Raw genomic sequence first — 21,958 nt, forward strand, 5'->3', positions numbered from 1 at the left:
ACAGCCAGGCGTTCAGCTGGGCAGTGTTGCCCGCGCCGTCACACTCCACGGTCAGGTCAGATGCCGGGGTGGTTACCGTTGGCGCAGCCGTGTCTTCAATGGTGAAGGTCGCGGTGCTGGTAGCCGTATTGCCGCAATCGTCGGTAGCCGTGAAGGTCACCGTCGCACTGCCGGTCGCGCCACAAAGGTCGCTCAGCGCAGTAAAGTCGTTAGTAACCGTAATACCGCCGCAGGCATCGTCGAATGATGCACCGCCGTTGCTGGACAGCCAGTTGTTCAGGGCCATCATGTTGCCCATGCCGTCGCACTCCACTGTCAGGTCCGTAGCCGGGTCTGTTACCGTTGGGTTGGTCGTATCCTCAATAGTAAACGTCGCAGTTGTAGTTGACGTATTGCCGCAATCGTCAGTAGCCGTGAAGGTTACTGTCGCGCTGCCGGTCGCACCACATCCATTACTCAAAGCAGTGAAGTCATTGGTAAAGGTGACCGAGCTGCTACAGTAGTCTGTAGCCGCTGCACCTCCGTTGGTAGCGAGCCAGTTGTTCAAATCTGCCATGTTGCCCATACCGTCGCATTCTACGGTTAGGTCAGCTGCGGACGTAGTGATGGTCGGAGCAGTGGTATCGTCGAGGATAAAGTCCTGCGTACAAGTCGTCGTGTTCAGGACTGTATTTTCACCTGGATCACGCACGCCGTTGTTGTTCGGGTCTTCGTATTCGGTGATCGTATAAGTGCGGGTGACTGTAGTATTGCAGCTACCAGGATCAGCCTCGTTGGAAGCTGTAATCTCGATCACGCCGCAGGGGGTATCACCGATGCTGCCGTCTCCGTTACCAAGTGCTTCAAACGCAGCTTCGGTAAGTGTTGTCGCCGTTGGCACTTCATCATAGCACTGCAAAGTGGTAGATGGGAAGGTCGGGCAGACTACATCAAAGGAGCAGCAGTTAGTCGGGCTGCTGCCATTAATCACTAATTGGCTGCAACCAGCTGCATCTTCGATGGTAATGGAATAGGTCGGTGCATTCAGGGGTAATGGTTCGGAAACGAAAGTGAACGTGCCATTTCCATTATCCGTAAAGGTACCAGGCCCACCTGCACCAATAACAGTAAAGGCAGGCGTACCCGTAATGTCTACCTCCACGGTAAATCCTCCCCCTCCTGCCAGGCAGGTCTCCATTGGTGTATTCACGGTTTGAAGTTCGGGGAAGAAGGTAACAGATACCTCATTCGTAATGTCTGAGCAGACTACTCCATTCAGGGTACTGAAATCGATTCTTCGGTACAAGGTTTCCTGAAGGACTGCACCCACACTACCAAGGTCAGCAGAAGTAGCTCCCATGATATCTGTAAAGGTAGTCCCACCATTCACACTAGACTGCCACTGGTAAGTAAGCGTTCCGTCCGCAACAGCCGGAGTGGTTTCTACAATTGGTGCTGGGGCAGTGCCTTCACAGATTACCTGATCGCTGCCTACAGTGCCCGCTGTAATATCATTGGTACGCAGTAGCAGCACATTTGTAGGTTCCGGACACACGGCTCCGCCCTCCGTAGAAGTGTCGATACGGCGGAAGAAAGTATCGCCCGTTACTGTTGTTGGATCGAAGTTGATACCGGTTGCGCCGGGGATGTCAGTATAGGGGCCCGCAACGTCTGAGCTGCTCTGCCACTGATAAGACAAGGCGCCGTCACCGGATGCCATCTGTACTTCATTCAGGCTGGCAGGGTCGTCGCCTACACACAGCACCTGGTCGTTGGCGATAATGCCTGCATTGATGTCATTTTCGTCGAGGATCACTTCTATCGTATTCTGGCAACTGCTGGTATTGATCGCAGTGACCAGGTAACGGCCTGCCCGAAGGCCAGTAGCCGTAGCGCTCAGGGAGCCGAGGCCGAGGGTGTTGCCCGCCTCATCCCGGATAAAGATATTGGAATTGAGGTCGGAGCTGGCAGTAATGGAACCGCCCAGTTCCCGCTCACAACCGGCGTCCATTGTAGCGTCGATATTGATCGGCGGGAATACCTCATTGGTAACAATTGGAGTAACCTCTGCCACGCAGCCATTGCCATCGGTGATGGTCAGGAAGTAGGCACCCGCGGCCAGGTTCATGAGGTCTTCAGTAGTAGCTCCGCTTCTCCAGTTGAAGGTGTAGTTGCCATCACCGCCTGTAGGCGTCACATCGATGGAGCCATCTGGAATAGCGGCACCACAGGTAGCCGGGCTAGTCGTGAAGGTAGCGGACAGGCTACCCTGATCGCTAGGCACTTCGAAGGCGCCGAACCAGGTACAGCCATTGGCATCAGTCAGTTCCAGCACATAAGTGCCGCCGGCCAGGCCGGAAATATCTTCAGTGATAGCTCCGTTGCTCCAGTTGAAGGTAAAAGGAGCTACGCCATCTGTAACATCGATATCTATAGCACCGTCAGCTGCCAGGCAGTTAGCCGGCGTGATGGTATTGACGGTTGCTTTAGGCGCAAGTACCCCACGCACGGATACATCAATGCTATCAAGGGCTGCACAAGCTGCAGGCGGGTTGAAACCGCCCACTACCCGGTAGAAGCCGGGAGCCAGGCCGGTGAACTCCGTACTTGCCTGTTCCGGGCGCACGATGGCACCCGTCAGTGCGTCTTTCAGCACAAATACTTCACTACCCAGGATCGGGGTAGAAACATTGACGTTGATCGTGCCCGTCGCCTGATCACAGATCGGCTGTATGACATCCGCACGGGAGATCACAAACTCCGGGCAGCTGTTGATGAAGAGGTAGTCTTCTACCTCACCGGTAACAGCCATGCCGAAAGAGGCGTCATCCTGACTGCTGCCATCCGCCGTGAGGTCGATGTTGTCGGAGGTAATCCGGACTCTTACAAAATAAGAATCGCCAATATTTAATCCGCTAAGCCCGGTCCATGTAAGTATGACCGTACCTTGTGAGGTATTGGCGGGGATTTGGTTGCCACTCACGGTTATGCTGCCGCTGCTGACATTTGCTCTCTCGTCCTCATCGAAAGTGCCATTTTGGTCCCAATCTATCCAAGCAAAAAGATTTGTGGCGAATGTAGTATCGTTAGCCAGGGATAGGGTAACAGAATAAGTGGTCGTACTCGGGCTGCCCGGAGGGAAAAAGGGGATGCCTTCCTCATCGTCTAGGCGGTCAATATCGTCTGCATCCGCTAGTGGACCGCCTACGAGTGGAGTGTTCTCACAATCAAGCACACTTCCCAGGCGCATGCGGATGTCGAGTCCATCGTGGATGGCCTGTCCATAGCTTGCAGGACCATCACTGAAATCCATGGAGTTGAAAGTGATTGTGTCCGTACGGACACAATCCTCACCGAAAAAGTTGAAGAGCAGGAAGCTCTGATCCGGTGTTTCTATGACGAATGTAGAATCATTGGTATTGAAAGTATCCATTGGCATGGAAACCGGCGCATACCAGAAGTCGGTGACGTTAGGGTCTGGCGGAGCAACCACTAGTGTTGAGGTGCCCTCAACGCCGCAGAATATAAAGGATTGTGGTAGAGTCGTGAAAGCCTCGCCTGAAAAAGCCCAGCCTGTATTCCCACCTTCATCTGATGAAGCCCTGCCGGGAGGCACTGGCGGAGCAGCACTGCCTGATACATTAATATCTGTTATATTCAGAAAGTTTAAGTCCTCCGTAGCGCCCGCGCCAACGTTCAGAAAAGCCTCCTGATTAGAGTTATCGGATTCAAGGCGAGAAAAGAGACAGCCATTGGCATCAATGAACAAATACTCATTGACCTCAAATGTAGCACCAGACTGTAGCTGAGCCACCACTGTTTTTTCGCTGAGGATTAGTGTATCGAATGCGCCCCCATTGTTAAGGTTGAAAAACAGAGGGTCAATATTGAGTACTCTGACAATGCTTAAATCATCCCCGTTAAAAGTGAACGAAGATGCATTTGGATTATTATTCACTCTAGGTATGGTGTCCTGAATGTTTGCAATATCATAGCCTGGTCCTATGGTCCAAACAGTACCGTCGCTAACTGCTTTGTCAAAGAAGGTCTGGTCAACTGAAACCTTTCCAAGGCTATTATCGCCCAAGTTAACAGCCCCCCCGTAGAAGAAGGTAGCGTTATCCAGGTTAACTGAATCAATAGTAGCTGCTTGAATAACAAAGTTAGCTGCCCATAAGTCATTCCCATTTGCCAAGAAAGAACCATTGTTCAACTCTAGGCGGAACAACTCTGACTCAGACCAGTCATCAACCACATTATAAGTCCCTGTTCCTGTAAGTCTTAAAGTAAGTCCATTGACACCTCCATTCAATATAGTAGTGCCGTTGGACCGAAGGGTATCTGGATTGTTTGGATCGAGACTGCGCAGTAACCAAGTAAATCCATTACCAGGGTCAATTACAAGTCCATCATCACCAACGAAAGAGCCGAACTGATTCACCAAAGCGGAGCCGCTATTACGTGATAAACGAATATCAGCGTTGTCGTTGTCCTCCCAAATCATGGAGTTAAAACTGACGCTTCCATTTAGTCTTACAATTTCGCCATCATTAGCAAAAGAGTTTGCATCAAAATAGACATCATCAATAGGGCTGGGCAAACAGTTGGAAGGGTTATTTGGCACGCCGGAAGTCAGCGACCAATTGGCGGGGTCTTCCCAATCGCCCGTGCCACCGATCCAGAAATAATCGACACCTGCTGCCGGTGGGTTGATGGCATCCCAGCCCAGATTATTGCCGTCCTCAATAAATACATCATTGGCGACCCAGCCCCCGGTGACCCGGGTACCAAAGAGGTTAACCTGCTCGACGGTGAAAGTGCTGCCGGAGTTGTTAATAAATAGTAAGTCATCCCCCGTAAACCGGATTTCGTTAGGTACAGGGCAGGCGGAGGTCGCGATATTAAAGAATTCGTTAAACTGGAAAAAATTATTTGTGCCGCCATTATCAGTAACTAAAAGGACATTCCCACCACTTGTACCAATGATATCAAGGCTATCAATTTCGATGATGTCACCTTGGACAGGCGGATTCGTCGAAAGAAGTGTCATGTTTTCAAGGCTGCGAACCGTACCAATACGAGCCAATTGATCGTTAAAATCTAACCTCAAACTACCATTGGGTGCTTCAAACTTTCGAAACTCAGGAATACCACCACCAATTGCAGTGGTACTGCGGATTTCGAAAGTCGCTAACTCATCAGCAACAACGAAGCAAGCCATATCAGCATCTACTTGAGACTGAAAAAAACGGGAGGAGGTGTTGCCAGGATCAGGTACAGTAACTGTAACGACAGATTCTCCAAAAAACGCCACTCCTCCATTTACATCTATCCTATCCGTGGTAATGTTGAAATCACTGGTGCGTAAGGTATCAAGTACTCCAAACTGTGTACTCGGATTATTAGTCAGCATAATGATATCATCCAATAAGGTGAAATCACCTTCAGCAAGGAGCATCCGTCCATTCGGTAAAACGACCCCATCCATATCGATAGTTTTGTTGCCTTCAGTAAGTATGAAGTTTAGACTACCTTGGTTAGACGAAACCGTGACTGTACTATTGAAGGCTAGCGAGCCGCCGAGGCGGACGCCTCCAAGATTATTAAATACGGGTGCATTCGCTCCGACCCAGTCCATATTATTGCATAATGCATCTACTTCCTGAGCGATATTAACGGTTTGTCCGGGCGCTGTGAAAGAGTTGGCATCAAAAAAGACATTGGTGTAGAAACTAGGGATACACATATCCGGGTTGGGCGGACCGCCGGAGGTCAGAGACCAGTTAGCCGGATCATCCCAATCGCCTGAGCCACCGATCCAGTAAAGAGATTCTTCGGGACGGCGGTTGATCACCCAACCTACGTTTCCTGAACCATCAAATGCAACATCATTCAATGTATAGGTATTGAGCCCCGTAACAGTAGAGTTATTTACTTCAACATCGTTGATTGTGACATTTCCAACATTAGCCCCAAAGGAGGGACCGAAACCTTCAAGACGGAGTGGGGCTGTACAGGAGCCGTCTGCAATCATCTCAAAGTTGTTGACAGTAATCCTATTTCTAAGTACAGTTTCACCAATAGGATTATTTACGATGAGAGAATCGACAGTCGGTTTCGGGTTAGCACCAAAGTCTATGTCGTTTTCGACCGTCATTGTAAGTTTCCCTATGAAATCAGCTCCTGCGTTAGATAGTTCTGAAGTCCTGCCAATTATATTAAACTCTTTTATAGTATCTAAAACTCCTGATGTAGACCAGTACTCTGAAAGACCCGATGATGTTAAATTTACGGTACCCAAATTAACTACCGAGTTATTACCGGTTCCAAAACCAAAAATTAATAGAACTCCTCCAGATGAAGGGGTGCCAATATTTAAAGTACTGTTTGGTCCATTTACGGTAAGATTCTCAGGGTTCATACCAAATCCTCCAAAGGTGTTAATCTCAGAAGTACCTAGATTCAATACCCGTGTATTGATATTTAATGAACCACTACTTGGAACCCCATTGCCTGAGGCTACTCTATCTACTGTAATATCAAAATTATTGGTATTTAACGTTCCACTTAGAAAGTCAAAAATCCCAACTGCAACAATATCACTCTGCATATTATAGGTACCTAAACCCTCAAAGCGCACTTGGTCTGGTAATACAACGCCTGCAGTATTAATGCTTTGGGTGGCATTACTGGTAAAGATAAAGTTGAGCGGTGAGGAGAAACTCAGCTGATTGGTGAGCTCCATATTTCCACGTACGCGCAATGGCATGTCCATGCCATTGATGATAAAATTCTCGTCTACTGTAGTCATGTCCAAGTCACCAACGGTACCGTCTACGTCCATATTGACCACCTGATTGGGTGCATTAAAAGAGTTGGCGTCAAAGATAACAATGTCACTCTCGGTTGGTACTGAGGTATAAAAATTGGTGCCGCCTGAGCTAGCTGCCCAGTGGTTGGGGGCATCAGACCAGTCGCCGGAGCCGTTGACCCAATAGTAGACATTCTGTCCCTGCAGAGTGGCAGAGCAGAACAATCCAACTGACAGTAAGACTGCCATCCGGAATACAGCTATCAGGGATTGTCCCTTTGAGCTGTAGTGTTGTTGTGTTGAGTAGAACTTAGGATGCATAGTGGGAAAAGTTTTCATGAGACCAAAATGGAAAATGATGATTTGTTAGAGTGGCAATGGCTGGGGCTGTGGGCCTGGGTTTAGCTACGCCACGGGGCACAATTGTTTTTGTTATCGATCAATCAATAGGGGGGGGTAAGGGGGAATATTTTGAATCACAACCAAAATTCAGACATGGTCAGCCATCGGGAAGGCTTGGGCAAACCTGCCTGAGGCAACGATAGAATCCGGCTGTGAAAAAGCACAAAAAAAGAGTGCTCACTAATTGATGTATTTCATCGATTAGCGGCACTCTAAGGGGAATCGGGTTCGTTACAAGAATTGACACCAAGATCGTTATGCCAAGCAGCACAGTGGCGTGCTTGACCAGTGGCATTTGGTCTAAGGTCATGGTTATGATTTGTCGTCCAAAGTAAGATTTATGAGATCGAGGGAGGTTATACGAGTATCTCCTCCTGTGCATTTCTTTGTGCTGCAACTTGGTTTGACCCTTATTGCTTTTCACACTTCAAAACTACACCTATGACTACTATACGACAAGGCAGAATACACCATTCTGCCACCTTAAAAAATCAACCTAAAACTTATTAAAAAAAATTAAACCACTGATAAACAAACAATTACAAAAACCAAACCTTGGCTAATTCCGGCTATTTTTCGTTAGGCTGCTTTATTATTTTTCTCTGCCGTATCAAAATGCAAGCTAAAATTCGGAGCAAAAAGGACCATTAATCCCTAAGCCTGTAAGCCCCTGCGTGGATTCAAAGCGCTCAATAAGCTTCAGATTGAAAAATATGGCTTTAAGAAAGATTTATCAGATGAGGATTTTCTATGCAAGGCGACAGCAATAAGCTGACCTGTCAGGCCGCTAAAAGGTTGTGGTATAGAGTTGGGAGCTTGCTGCTCTTACTGGTAAGGGTAAGAAACTTAGAACGAAATTTTCTCTGCTAAAATGACATCTTTTAGAAAAGGCCTAACATCATTTAAGGTAAACAGCTCAAATGGGAATTTAACCCCTGCCGAATCTGTATGCCTGGTCAGCATCAGCTGTGAGAAAGCTACCGTACAAGCGGCTGTCGCTTCATAGTCAGCGCTAAGCATCCATGCGATAGTTTGTTTGGAACGCTGTGCTGCCAATCCGATGTTCTCCTTTCTTTTCCCTCCATTAGGTTGGGCGATCAGCGCACTCAGCCATGGGCCCACTTTGGGGTTTTGAAACAACCGAAGTAAACCGAACCTTGCAGCTAGCGCTAAGGCTTCATTGAAATAGGCTTTATCGAAAGCGGTCCAATAGTTGGCGGGGACCCCCGCTTTGCAAAGGTATTCGCGTTCGATGAAGGCAGCGAGCCGCAATGTTTTGGCCCCCATAGCCAATGGGAAGTCAAACCGCTTTTTGAGCGAGAAGCCTGGATAGGCCTTGCTGGAAGCAGCGGATTTCCATTCCACCTTTTTATCGAGGATTTGAAGCATGTCTGCCACTCCGGTTTTGCCATTAGTCCCGTGGGTTGACTGCAGCAACCCAATATCTATGGTTTCTTGCTCAGGTCCTTTCGCGTAAACTTCCTTTGCAAGAATACCGGATAAGCCCGGAAACAACCCGCCCCCGATCAACTGTGTGCCTTGAGGCATTGGGGAAAGGCTCAGGCATTGCTCCAAAAAATCCGGGTTCACAGACAAGTCGATGCTGCTGATCCCGTTTTCCGAACACACTTGTTGCACGATGGGCTCCTGCTGTTGCAGAGCAACCACAACCAAATCTACTCCATGGAGGTTATTCCTGATGCTTTCAGCAGACCGGACATCAATAAGCCTGACGGCGGGTTCCGAACCAGCCAAGCCATGGAGCAATCTCTGCTGTTGCGCCAACCTGTCTGGCTTATAGTCAGAAAGGATAACCTTTTTTACTCCGAAGACCAGAATAGCACTAATGGCAATTTGTTTGCCGAGCGCACCGTTGGAGCTGAGGATGAGTACCATATCAAGTATTAATATTCCGCAATGATTTTAGCAATTCGCTGCGCCGCCTGTCCATCCCAAAGTGGTGGGGTTGCGGTGTATTTCAGGCAACCGCACTCCAGGATCGTCTCTATATAAGGTTGAATATACTCGAGGCTTATTTCCGGGATAAGGAGGTTGCTGCCGATTTTGGTGGTAATGGGCCTTTCGGTAGCGTCACTGAGGGTGAGGCAGGGTACATTGAGGAAGGTGGTTTCTTCCTGCACGCTTCCGGAGTCTGTAATAACGGCTTTGGCTTTGTCCATCAAAGACAAGAAATGCAGATAACCCTGCGGAGGTAGCAATAGGAGGTTATCCACCGCAGACAGTTCTTGCAGTAAGCCGAAGGAAGAAAGCCGGTTCTTAGTGCGGGGGTAAAGGGGAAAAACCACTGGCAGCCGGGTGGAAAGGTAGCGGATGATCTTAATGAGCCGCTTCAAGGGGGCGGCGTGGTCGACATTGGCTGGGCGGTGTATATTAAGCATAAAGTATCCTTTCTCCTTCAATGGAATAGCAGGCCTTGCAGGGTAAACCGACTGTCCGGAGAGGATTTCTTCCAGTGTAAGCGCCCTGGCCTGTTCGATAAAGCCCTTTAGGGCGTCTACCATCACATTGCCCACAAAAAACTTTTTATGATTCTCTACCCCCTCTTTAGTCAGGTTTAACAGCCCGGAGGGTTCAGAGATGAAGAGGAGGTCACTAATTCTATCGACCAGGACCCTGTTGATTTCCTCCGGCATCGAATTATCAAAGGACCTCAATCCGGCTTCCACATGAGCGAGGGGCACGCCATTTTTCTTGGCGACGAGGGCAGCAGCGAGGGTAGCATTTACATCACCAACCGTCACAATCATATCGGGTTGTTCCTGTTGTACCAGTGACTCGAAGGCCAGCATTACTCTTGCCGTCTGCGCTGCGCTGGTACCGCCGCCTATGTTGAGGTTGACGTGAGGTTTTGGCAATTTTAAATATTTGAGGAACACCTCGCTTATTGTTGAGTCCTCATTCTGCCCGGTATAGATAATCCTTGAATCTATTTCCGGATAATTTAGCTCGAGGGCCCTTTGAATGGGGGCTACCTTCAAAAAATTGGATCGAGCGCCTGCGACATTGAAAACCTTCATCTTTCTGTTTTTTCATTTTCCTACAATAGTACACGGTGTACTAATACTTCAGACCGAAATACCTGAGCGCTCCGATAAACGGCTTACAGACTGAGTATTTACGGCCCTGCACCTGCATTTCTCCAGTGCAGCAGGAAGCATGGGCATATTCAGGTACCAATATTGGAAAAGGTTACAGGGAGCAGTCGTACCAATTAGTGTGTTCCAAGTGTGAGGGGCCAACCCAATGGCAAATTGATTAACGAGGACCATCAACATTCTTTTCATCGCGGTTTATTTTGTTTAGACCGGGTAAGAGCACCAAAATTGCAATGCACCCCTACTCTGAAGACACTACAAAGCAGCCCCTCCCAATAAGAAAGGACATTACCTGCAATGTCAACCCGAGACAAAAGCGTACACCCTCAAATGGCTCCTGCCAAAGGATGGCAAAAACCTCAAGTGCTGGTTGTACGTAGCCTAACCTGCAGTTTGCTTTTTGAGCGAAACCTCTCCTTACCTGAACCCCGAGGCTAAATCGCCTCAGGATCAGGTAATTTTGAAGAAGGTCTCTGCCCGCAACAGCAATCCATGCGAATCAAGCCACTATCATTTGCTTTGTCCTGATCGATTGTGATGGCCCTGAAAATCTATTCAGGGTACATCTGTTTCTTCGATGATGACAAAACCAAAATGGAAACTCGGGCAAAACAGATGAATGTTGTTCATAGCGGTTTGAGTGTTTGAGTGTTTGGATAAAATTCGGCTTTAGAGCAGGCAGCATGCTGACCTACTTGTGGGCCGTAGTTATTTTTTCACTTTTATGATTTGCAAGTCAAGACTATTGAACACAATAGCCCAGAGCCGCTCATAGGGTAGCACCTCAAGCTTATGGTGCTCCAGTGTTTTTGACGACGGTGTTTCCTTTAACTTTTCCAAATGCTTCTGCGCATGCCGTCCTACGGCCGCCTGATGGAAGTTCCCTTTTGGGATAGCCAGCAAAGCCTTTATGAAATGATACGACCTGAAGGTATCTTCAGAAAACAGGTAACGGGAACAATAGCGCTTCAGTGCCTCAGTTCGCTCAATGGCCTGATTGTATTTTTTATCCAGCACCAGGTAACAGAACTGGACGATAAGTATACCGATATTCAAGCCACGCTTGTCTTTAGAAAAGACAGGCATACTATTTAGAAAATGCTGTATCCGAAGCTTACGCTGTTTTCTACGATCGAGCTTACCCGCAAGCAGGAGCAGTCCAAGGTATCCCTGATAGAAGGTCCACATTTCTTTGACTTGCTCAGGCAGAAACTCAAACCGTGGATGATTGGTCGCTTTATAGTAAATGCTTTGAGCGCTTTCGTGGTCTTCTTCCCGTAAAGCGATGAGCAGCAAATACTCCAGGTCTCTAAACCAATTGAAATCCCCGGCGTGAAGGAGCTTATGGCTCTCTTGCAAGTGTGCTTTTGCCTGATCAAGCTGCCCTGTCATCATACAGCAGACCACCTTATGGTGCAGAGCGATCTGAATAGGTGTTCTGGCCTCATAGGCTTTATTGCTGAAATAGCTGACTGCCTGATCGCAGATGTCAGCCACCAGATGATAATCATTCACAGAAGTGTGATAGAATAGCCGGATCAGCATTAAGTAGAGCTCTGCCTTGTAAGAAGACCGGGCAGAAGCCTCTTGTTCCAGCTCTTTTTGATAGCGTTTCGCTTTCGCCCGAAGACTTTTGTTGGGCGACAAGCTGTTGACGAAGTGAATAATCAGTTCGTGATAGTAACGTTCTGCTTTCAGCTCAAGGGTATTGAGCTGCTCATAGCCAATAGATTTTTGCAGGTAGTCATTGTACTCTTTGTAGCTGCCGATGCGGGTAGCAAAAATCGTACTCAGTTGTCTGCAAGCACTAGCTGCCAGTTCTATAAATTCGAATTGCTCCGAGATTTGAAGCACTTTTAGAAGGAAGTCTGTAGCAGCGGTTTTCGCACTTTGAGCAATAAGCAGCTGGCTTGCGGCAAAATATTTGTGCGCTTTTATAAAGGCATTTTGCCGATCAGATGCGTCAACATCCAGAGAAGAGAGCAGCAAGCTGTGTAGCAAGCGTTCCTTCAGTGCGCACTTCACATTTCGGTACGCACTGTTGGGAACCTTTGTTTTTTTGTTTGGATAGAGGACCTTAAAAGCCTCCAAGTCTGACTTGACCTGCCTTTCCTGAATCAGCTGGAAAAGCTCGTCAGTCTTATTAGTATCGCCTTTTGCCAATCCAACGGGGGTGAAATCCCGCGAATGACTAAGACGAATATTGTCTACTAGTTCTTGTAAGTCTTTCATAAGTAAGTTACCGTATTCCCCTAGAAACTCGTTGACGGGATAACTTTTACTTTTTTACTGGACCTACAAGACAACTACAGTGAAAAACCTGCCAATTGTCGAAGTCTAACGTGTTCAAAGCGTCGGACTAAAATGCTTCTCAAGTATGTAAAGCATAATTTGGCTTCGTAAAAAAGCCGGAAAGCCATGATAACCCCAAGCACTACACTTGCCCCCCTGCCTTAACAAAAGGCATGCGAAGTAACCCCTATTGCAATTGACACTAAGTACATTGCAACAGATAATAAGCAAATCAAAATCCCTTCTTTTCGACTTGCTGACTACTTCAGCTAGTGTTTTCTTTTAATGGTTTCAAAAAACAGCATTCGACAATCTAAAAACTGAACGAATCCTTATTAATCTAACAATCACAAATCGAATAAATGAAACCATTGGAACCATGGCTTTCCTAAGCCATCTCATCATACTGAAACTCGGAATAACTAGTTTAGATAGTGTCTAAAATCGGTTTTTCCTGTTTCATGCTACAATAATAGGAAGTAGATAAATACCAGTCCAGTCCCTTCAACAGGTTGGGTAAAGCAAACACTACACAAACATGCACAATAGCGATTTTTTTTTTGCTTTTGGCGATAATCGCTTCATTTTTAAGGCTTCGGAAAGTACGGAGCACTCAATTTTGGCCATCAACAGCGCTTCATCAGCGGTTTTCTATGCCCTCTAATCTGTTCGTCAACAAAATGCAGGCAGGGAAAGTCAAGGGACCAAATATACCCCCCGGCCTACCTCCCAGGGCTTGGATGTCGTAATTTTCCTTTAGACATTGATAATATTTACTACATTTTTGTGTACTTTTCACGTAAAATTGTTATCGGTGTGAAATTGGACTTTTGCAATCCAAGAGACACCTGATTTACCCCCTTACTTGATTTCCAGCTTAACCTTACTCATAAGCAAGCTGAGCACAATCACAACACTCCGGCCGAGCAGACATTGCCAACTCGTTTGCTCATTTGGAGATGGACTAAGAAAACCCAACTTGCAGCCGAGCAAACAGGCTACTGTTTGCTGATGAAATTTTATTGCACTCCCCTGCTCCTGTAGGAAGGAACAGGGCTGATGCGTTTTTAAAAAAGGGTTTGTCTAAGTCCTTACCAACTGGCCCCTACCTGCACGGGGCTCAGGTTTAGTGAGCTTTGCAGTCCTATTTCACCATGATGAATCCTTCTAATGAATAACACATTATATATATGATACGTGTAGGGATTGTTGAAGATGATGAATGGTACTTAAATCAGATTGTATCTGAACTAGAAAATGCAGAGGACCTGCTCTGTGTGGTAACTGGAACGTCTGTGGAAGACTTCATGGAAAGCCTGAAGCCTTTCCATCACCTGGATATCTTACTGCTTGACATCCACCTTCCTGGTGTTTCCGGGATACAAAGTATTCCGAGTTTAAAAAAGCGGTTGCCGGATACCACCATCATCATGTGCACCAATTACGAGGAAAAGGAACTTTTGTTTAATGCTATTTCCCGGGGAGCGGAAGGGTACATATTGAAATCGGCAGCGCCCAATAACCTTGTAGAACATATCCGGCACGCCCATGAAGGCGGAGCTGCCATTTCTCCTCAAATGGCCAGGTACCTTGTAGAGCATTTCACCCCTCCGCAGCGGCCCAAAAATGCAAGCTCACTGAAAGAAAAGGACATGGAGGTTCTGAATATGCTTGCGCAAGGTTGGTCTTATAAGTACATTGCAGATAATATGGGGATCAGTGTAAACGGGGTACGGTACTACATCCGTAAGCTTTACAAACGCATGAATGTCAGTTCCAGATATGAGGCTTCTAAGAAGTTTCGGGATGATCCTGACATTCTGGATAAACTATAGCGCTTAGCAAAATTATGCAACTCAAGACCCTACTTCAACTTTCACTGTTATTGCTGTTGCCATTCGCGGCTTTACAGCTGAATGCCCAAATCCAGCTTAAGGATAGTATATACATCTCTAAGCTGCTTGATGAGGCACAAGAGGTGGAAAAGTCCGACTTGAAAAAGTCTATAAGCCTGGCCCGTTCGGCTTTAGCTAAAGCTCAAAAAGGCCCCTACCCCACCCTCATGGCTCATGCCTATAAGATACTGGGGCGGGACAATTATCTGAACGGAGACTGGGATTTGGCGGTGCAGCAACTAGACTCGGCTTTTGTGTTGGCAAGCCAAGCCAGAGATACAGCAATTTTATCCACCATTTACAATAGCTACGGGACTATTTACAATCGGCAAGGCAAACATAACGAGGCCAGAGACGCTTTCGAACAATGCGTTGCGTTTGATCAGATTAGGAAAGATACCTCCAGCTTAGCGGTTTCCTACGGTAATTTAGCCACAGCGCTTGAACGGCTGGGGCTCTTGACGGAAGCCAAAGCCTATTACCTCAAATCACTCCAACTGGATACGACCAATATCAGGCATAGGGTTGTTACCTGTGGCAATATCCGAAACGTGTATTTCCTCAATGGCCAACTAGACTCCGCCCTCTGGTATGCTAAGGAAGCGGTACGCATGTCTCCACAGATCAACCACCGGCCCATTAGTATCTTTACCAGAGTTCAATTAGGCTTCACGCTTGCCAATGTGGACAACCAGGAAATGGCGCTGGAGCTAGCCCGTGAAATTAAGAATGACCTGACTTCGGACAAAAGAGACAAGCGATTCTGGGCCATGTATTACCAACTGATGCGGGAAACCTACCTGACCATGCCAGAGGCACGCGACAGTGCTGCCCACTACGCTCACCTAACCCTCCAAACTTGTGAGCCAAGAGATACCAATTGCATACTACAATCATTTGCTACTTTAGGTAATCTTTATAACCAAATAGACCAGATTGATTCTTCTAACTATTACCTGACCCTGGCCAAAGATATAGCGCTCAGGGCCCAGGATGTCCATTTTTATACCTATAGCGAAGCTATTGCTGTTTCAAACCTGGTCAAAGAGAAGCGCTTTGAGGAAGCACTTGTGCTAGCTGACTCTATATTGCGGTTGTCAAACAGAGAGAACCATGCTATTGCCAGGATTGAACTCTATTCCAACCTGCAAGCCATTCATGACTCGCTGGGCAATACCCGGCAGGCTTATCAATACTTTAGGGCTTATGCGGACTTAAAAGATTCCATTCTCAGCTCGAAGACCTACCTGACCGCCCAGGAAATCTCTACCCAGCAAAAAATCACTAAATCTGAAGAGCAGTTTGCCTTGCGACTAGCTACCTTGTCGGCATCCAACCGTAGGGTCAAGCTTATTTCCACAGGGGTGATTGGCGTCATATTGTTACTGCTCTATCTAACCTGGCAGTACTACAAAAAGCGAGAGGGGGCAAATCTGCGGTATTTGCTAAGCCGGTTAAAATCCATAGGAAGACCGAATGAAGCCCCGCTACCTGCTAACGAGTTAAAATCAATGGGTATGCTGGAAACCATAGCGCTATCTGAAGAGCTGCAGCGCCTGCAATCTTTGGTTGGGCATATGGATGATAAGGCCTCAAGCCCTGAATCCAAAGCAAGCATCAACAAACTAGTCCAGGAAAAAATCGAGTACCTCGAAGGGCTTCAGTTTTCTATCTCTCATGACCTTAAACGCTATGTGCTCAACTTGCAGCACCAATTGTCTGAGCTGGTCTCTAAAAATCAGCCGCTTTCTCCTAATGAAGTGGCCCCTGTACAGCAAACCACTGGTGAAATGATAGCCTTTATGGAGCAACTCAAAGAGATCCATCGTATCGATGAGCTTTCCGTGCACACCACTTTTCTGAACCTGAAGGACCTGGTAGCAGATATTTTGGAGCAGCTATCACCCGAGCGGAATTACCCTGCTGCTCAAATTGAAATCCACTCTGACCTGCCGCCGGTGCAGACCGACCCCCTGCTGGCCCGGCAGGTGATCACGAACTTGCTTGAGAACGCCCTAAAGTACAGCCAGCACCAATCCCTGCCCAAGGTTGAAATTGGTTTTTTGTCCGACGCTACGAAGCCTGCTTTGTATATTAGAGATAACGGAGCAGGTATTCCCGAAAATGAACAGTCTAAAATTTTTGAACCCTTTTATCGCAGCAATCTGACGCAGGCCCCTGGCTCTGGCCTTGGATTAGCCATCAGCCGGATCGCAGCGCAAAAGCTGGGAGGAGAGCTGCGGGTGGAAAGTAAGATCGGTGAGGGGAGTACCTTCTACTTTGCGCTAAGCGCGTAAGGCAGCTCCGCTATTCAACCATGAACAAATAACCCCAAAGTGAGCCGATACCAGAGAGGGCTTAACAGCCATTTTCCTGGTTTTGCAAAGGTCTGAATTATGAAAACTCAAACACTTAAACTAATCCTACTACTTTTTCTCGGAGCCGCGCCAACCTCTTTGGCTCTTGCACAATCCCGAGAAGCAGACAGCCTTAAAGTTGTTGAACTGCTAGATCAGGCTAAAAATCTACAGAACGACCCTCCAAAAGCCAACCAACTTATCCGGTCCGGTCTGGCTAAAGCCCGTGAAATTGGTTCCGGCCGTCTAATTGCCTTTGCGTACGGCAGATTGGCTTTCAGCAAATACATGGAGGGCAATGGGCTGGAAGCAATACCCTTACTAGACTCTACGAAGCTTTATGCACAACAAGTCCGGGACACCGCGTTATGGGAAAACGCCTTAAATATGGCAGGCGTGATTTACATCCGAATGGGGGATCCCGGTCATGCTTTGCTCTACCTGGAGGAAAGCCTGCAGCTCAATCTTGCGTTGGATAACCAACGGAAAGTTGCCATGATTTACAACAATATGGCAAACGCTTACAAAACCAAAGGCAATCTTACCGAAGCCAAAGCTTATTACTATAAAGTACTGACCGCGCCAAATACTCCTATTGGCTCCGCCATTAGGACCCATAATAATCTCAGAAACCTCTTTCACTCGCAAGGGCAACTTGATTCCGCCATTTGGCACAATAAAGAAGCCCTGCGCCTGCTGGAAAAAACGGAGGAGCCTGAGATGGAGGTTCTGCTAAAACTACAGCTGGGCACGATTTACACCGAGCTGGACGATCAGGAAACGGCCTTCCAGATCGCCCGGGAAGTACGGCCGGTATTGACGAATATGCCAATGGAAACTACGCTCTGGACGGCTTATCACACTTTATTGAGCGAGGCCTACTCTGAAATACCGGGGAGGCTGGATAGCGCTATCCAACGAATGCACCTTGCCCTTCAGAGTGTGGCCCCAGTTGACACGGTTCAAATTGTAGGGATCTGGACAAACCTGGCAGAGTATCATAGCCAACTGGGACAGTTGGACTCTTCCTACCACTATATCCAAAAAGCAGAAGCCACTGCTACTAAGGCAAAGCTTTATAAACAATACTTAGGCTGCAAGGTGCAGCGCGTCATCAATTTAATCGCGGAAGGGGAGTTCGAAACCGCCCTACAACAGGCAGATTCAGCCCTGGTACTTGCTAACCGGGAAAATTATGGGCTCGCCAAAGCTGAGCTTTATCAAAACCTGCAGACCGTCCACGATTCGCTGGGTAATCTTGAGCAAGCTTATCATTATTTCAAGGCTTACGCATCACTGAAAGATTCTATTTACAACTCCAGGACTTATTACACGGCTCAGGAAATTGCCAATCAGAAACAAATAGCAGCTACCGAACAACAATTTTCCACTCGAATGGCTGCTATTGCCGAGTCCAAACGGAGGACCTCTTTGCTCACGGCCGGAGTAATTATTGTGGTCTTATTCCTGCTCGTATATACCTGGTGGTATTTCAAAAATAGGGAAAGTAAGACTTTGCGCTACCTTTTGAGCAGGCTCAGTGCCATCGGACCAACAAAAACAGCAAAGCCTGCTTTAATAGCAGAAGAGCTCTTACCGATGGATGTAAGCGAAATGGAGGAGCTGCTGACAGAGCTGCAGCGCATTCAGGTTTTTGCTGAGCACCTTGATGGAGCAAAGGCCAACACCTCCGCTCAGGAGGACATCAATCAGGTCGTACAGCAAAAAATCGACTACCTTGAGGGCTTGCAATTCTCTATTTCCCATGACCTTAAGCGCTATGTGCTCAACCTGCAAAACCAACTCTCCCAGCTCATTTCCAAAAATCAACCGCTGGCTCCGCTCGAGGTAGCCCCGATTCAGCAGACTACCGAGGAGATGATCGTCTTTATGGAGCAGCTTAAGGAAATTCACCGTATCGACGAGCTGGCTATTCAAAATGCCTTCATCGATTTACAGGACCTAATCCAGGATGTGTTGCGGCAACTCTCCCCCGAACAAAATTATCCAGGGGTACAGGTTGATATTCGCGGACAGCTTCCAACGGTAAAAACGGACCCCCTGCTTGCCCGGCAGGTGATTACCAATTTGCTGGAGAACGCACTCAAATACAGCCAAAGCAGTACCCACCCCAAAGTAGAAATTGGCCTTTCTGATGGAAACCCGGAGCCTGCACTTTACGTAAAAGACAACGGAGAAGGCATCCCCGAGGAAGAACAGACCAGGATTTTCGAGCCCTTTTACAGGAGTAAAGCCACGAAAGCTAAAGGCACGGGGCTGGGGCTGGCCATCAGCCGAATGGCTGCTCAAAAACTAGGTGGCGAAATAAGTGTAAAAAGCAAGTTAGGTGAAGGAAGTATTTTTTATTTTGCACTTGGCACCTGACAATTCCACAGAGAGATGTCCGTTATTCAGCATTATCCCTAAAGCCAGGCTTTGGGACCGCTCTGATGACAGGCTCGGGTGTCTCTTATACCTGATTAGAATTTAGACAACCAGACACCTGATATAGCCGATACGGATCACCTAAAAAACTACAAACAGATTTTCCCGACGCGAAAGCACAACGATAACAAACAGCACGCACTGAATAACGCTAGGTTGCCTTCAGTACAAAGGACATCCCTTCTGTTTCCTTTGTAAGTTGGAGCATTGTTAACTTATTAACAGTAGCGATTATGGGGACCACTGGTATATGCATGTTAGGGGTAGTCTGTTCTTTGTTGTTCACTCCCAACCGTAGTTATGGACAGTCTGAGCCGGCTAAGCCATCAAACGTTATCCGTTTATTAAAACAAGCCCGTGAAATTTCAAAAGAGCAACCGTCGGAGGCTATTGCTACCTCCGAAGTAGCTTTGTCAGAAGCGAAAGCTTTGGGCGACCCCTATCTGATCGCTATTTCTTACAACAGCATAGCAGATTATGTCTCCTACGAAGGACGATTGCCCGAGTCCATTGCCTACCTGGATTCGGCGGCAGTTTTTGCCCTGGAGGCAAAAGATACGGTGGTCTTGCAAAGAGTCATCAATGATGCCGGCATGAAGTACCTCAGAATGGGGCAAATTAACGAAGCCCGCTGTTACCTTGAAAAGTGTGTGGAGCTCAATACTGCCATCAACCGGCCTGACCTGCTGGCTGCCAGCTATTGCAACCTGGCTATCACCTATCAAAAGCGAGGAGCATTATCAAGAGCCAGGGAATTCTTCGAAGAAGCCCTTGCAATCGCTCCGCCCGGATGGATGTACATTTCATTCGTTTACAATAACCTACAAAACATCCACATGACCCTCGGCCAGCTAGATTCTGCCCTGCTGTATGGCAGGCAGGCGATGGAGGCAACTCAGGAACGAGGCGACAAGGACCGGTACGTTGGCGCGCTTGTGGTACAAGGGCACATCTATCACCTGATCGGAGACCACTCCGTAGCCCTGAAGACCGGCAAAGAGGCGCTGTACCGGATTCAGCAACGTGGTGAAGGCCAGGATTTTTTAAAGAATACACACAGCCTGCTGAGCCGGGCCTACTCCGGATTGCCAGAAAAACGAGACAGCGCCATCCTTCATAGCCATATTGCGCTAAAGTTATGCCCACCGATGGATACGCTCTTTATGGTGAAGGAATACCTGGCGCTGAGTGATTATTTTTCAGCAGCAGGCCGACTGGATTCTTCTTACTATTACCTGGATATTGGGGAGCATATAGCTGTAAGGGCGGAGTTGGCTAGTGAGCGGATTGACGCTGAAGAAATCCGGGCTTCCAACTTAATCCAAGAGGGGCATTTCAGGGAAGCCATTGCCCATGCCCGTAAGGCGCTGAAAATGTCAGAGCGGGAAAATCAAAGCTTGAAAAAAACGGAACTGTATAAAATTCTGCAAACCGCCTTCGATTCAATTGGGGATAGCCAACAGGCTTACCACTATTTTAGGAAATACGCTGCGCTTAAAGACTCCGTTTACACCTCCCGTACCTATTTTACGGCTCAAGAGCTGACTGACTATCAGAAGCTGAAGGCTACCGAGGAGGCTTTTACCGTTAAAGTGGCTGCACTGAACCAGAGTAAGCAAAAGACAGTACTCCTTTCTTCGGTGGCAATAATAGCCGCCCTCATGCTATTGTTTTTTACATGGCGCTATTTCAAAAAAAAGGAGGGCCATACCATGCGGTTTCTGATCAGCAAACTTAACAAACTTGGCAAGCCAGGGCAAGCATCTGAGCGCCTGGAGGAATTGTTACCCGCTGGAATCAGCGAAATGAAAGAACTCTCCGGTGAGCTGCAGCGACTACAGGATATGATCAACGAGGAGGGTGGAGCAGCAAAAGCAACTGCTCATCAAGAGGATATCGACACAATGGTAAAGGAAAAAATCGAGTACCTGGAAGGGCTGCAATTTTCTATTTCGCACGACCTGAAGCGCTACGTCCTTAACCTTCAAAACCAGCTTTCCCAGCTTGTCTCCAGAAACCAACCCCTGTCACCTAGTGAAGTCGCCCCGGTGCAAAAAATCACGGAAGAAATGATCCTATTCATGGAGCAGTTGAAGGAAATCCACCGTATTGATGAGTTATCCATACAGGCTAGCTATATCAACTTGCAAGACCTGGTGAAAGATGTGCTGCAACAGCTTTCTCCGGAGCAGAACTACCCGGGCGTCCAAATTGATTTACGCGGAGAACTCCCTACCGTGGAGACCGACCCACTGCTTGCCCGGCAGGTGATTACCAATCTGCTGGAAAACGCACTTAAGTACAGCCAAAACAGCGCTCAGCCCAGGGTAGAAATTGGCCTCACCAATAAAGGCAGGGAGACAGCCCTCTACGTAAGGGACAACGGAGAGGGCATCCCCGATGACGATCAGTCCAGGATTTTCGAGCCTTTCTACAGAAGCAGCCATACCAAAGTTGAAGGCACCGGCCTGGGGCTGGCGATTAGCCGGATTGCTGCTCAAAAACTGGGCGGAGGGCTGCGGGTAGAAAGCAGGCTGGGGCAAGGTAGTACTTTCATTTTTGCCTTAAGTGCATAATATGGTTGGTTCGGAACCAGTTTTATACTTATATTGTACTTAAAGGTATGGCGTAATCCATGCCACCCAAACAAAGCTTTCTACA

At 47.6% G+C, this 21,958-nt stretch carries 8 protein-coding genes; 4 read left to right on the forward strand and 4 right to left on the reverse strand.

The features are described 5' to 3' along the window. The 4 genes from MRY86_RS19420 to MRY86_RS19435 all read right to left on the reverse strand — a co-directional run. The coding region (locus MRY86_RS19420) for a SprB repeat-containing protein (protein ID WP_293565384.1) at positions 1-7,111 on the reverse strand (7,111 nt) is incomplete at its 3' end. A gap of 927 nt (positions 7,112-8,038) precedes the next feature. Further along, positions 8,039-9,088, reverse strand: coding sequence for a hypothetical protein (locus tag MRY86_RS19425; RefSeq protein WP_293565386.1), 1,050 nt, complete (start codon positions 9,086-9,088; stop codon positions 8,039-8,041). Between the two features lie 8 nt (positions 9,089-9,096). After that, positions 9,097-10,230, reverse strand: coding sequence for a UDP-N-acetylglucosamine 2-epimerase (non-hydrolyzing) (wecB, locus tag MRY86_RS19430; protein WP_293565387.1), 1,134 nt, complete (start codon positions 10,228-10,230; stop codon positions 9,097-9,099). A gap of 786 nt (positions 10,231-11,016) precedes the next feature. Then, complete coding sequence (locus tag MRY86_RS19435; protein ID WP_293565389.1) at positions 11,017-12,540, reverse strand: hypothetical protein; 1,524 nt, start codon at positions 12,538-12,540, stop codon at positions 11,017-11,019. A 1,250-nt stretch (positions 12,541-13,790) separates the two neighbouring features. On the opposite strand from MRY86_RS19435, the gene MRY86_RS19440 reads away from it, so the two are divergent. The 4 genes from MRY86_RS19440 to MRY86_RS19455 all read left to right on the forward strand — a co-directional run bounded on the left by MRY86_RS19440 (position 13,791) and on the right by MRY86_RS19455 (position 21,873). After that, on the forward strand, positions 13,791-14,435 hold the full coding sequence (locus MRY86_RS19440; protein ID WP_293565391.1) for a response regulator transcription factor: 645 nt from the start codon (positions 13,791-13,793) through the stop codon (positions 14,433-14,435). A 14-nt stretch (positions 14,436-14,449) separates the two neighbouring features. Beyond that, the gene (locus MRY86_RS19445) at positions 14,450-16,792 is read left to right on the forward strand and encodes an ATP-binding protein (RefSeq protein ID WP_293565393.1); all 2,343 of its coding nucleotides are present in this window, start codon (positions 14,450-14,452) and stop codon (positions 16,790-16,792) included. A gap of 99 nt (positions 16,793-16,891) precedes the next feature. Further along, the gene (locus tag MRY86_RS19450; RefSeq protein WP_293565395.1) at positions 16,892-19,237 is read left to right on the forward strand and encodes an ATP-binding protein; all 2,346 of its coding nucleotides are present in this window, start codon (positions 16,892-16,894) and stop codon (positions 19,235-19,237) included. Between the two features lie 470 nt (positions 19,238-19,707). After that, complete coding sequence (locus tag MRY86_RS19455; protein WP_293565397.1) at positions 19,708-21,873, forward strand: ATP-binding protein; 2,166 nt, start codon at positions 19,708-19,710, stop codon at positions 21,871-21,873. Positions 21,874-21,958: the final 85 nt, after the last annotated feature.

The organism is Phaeodactylibacter sp. (genome assembly GCF_022763345.1).
In the GTDB taxonomy this organism is placed as follows: Bacteria; Bacteroidota; Bacteroidia; order Chitinophagales; family Saprospiraceae; genus Phaeodactylibacter.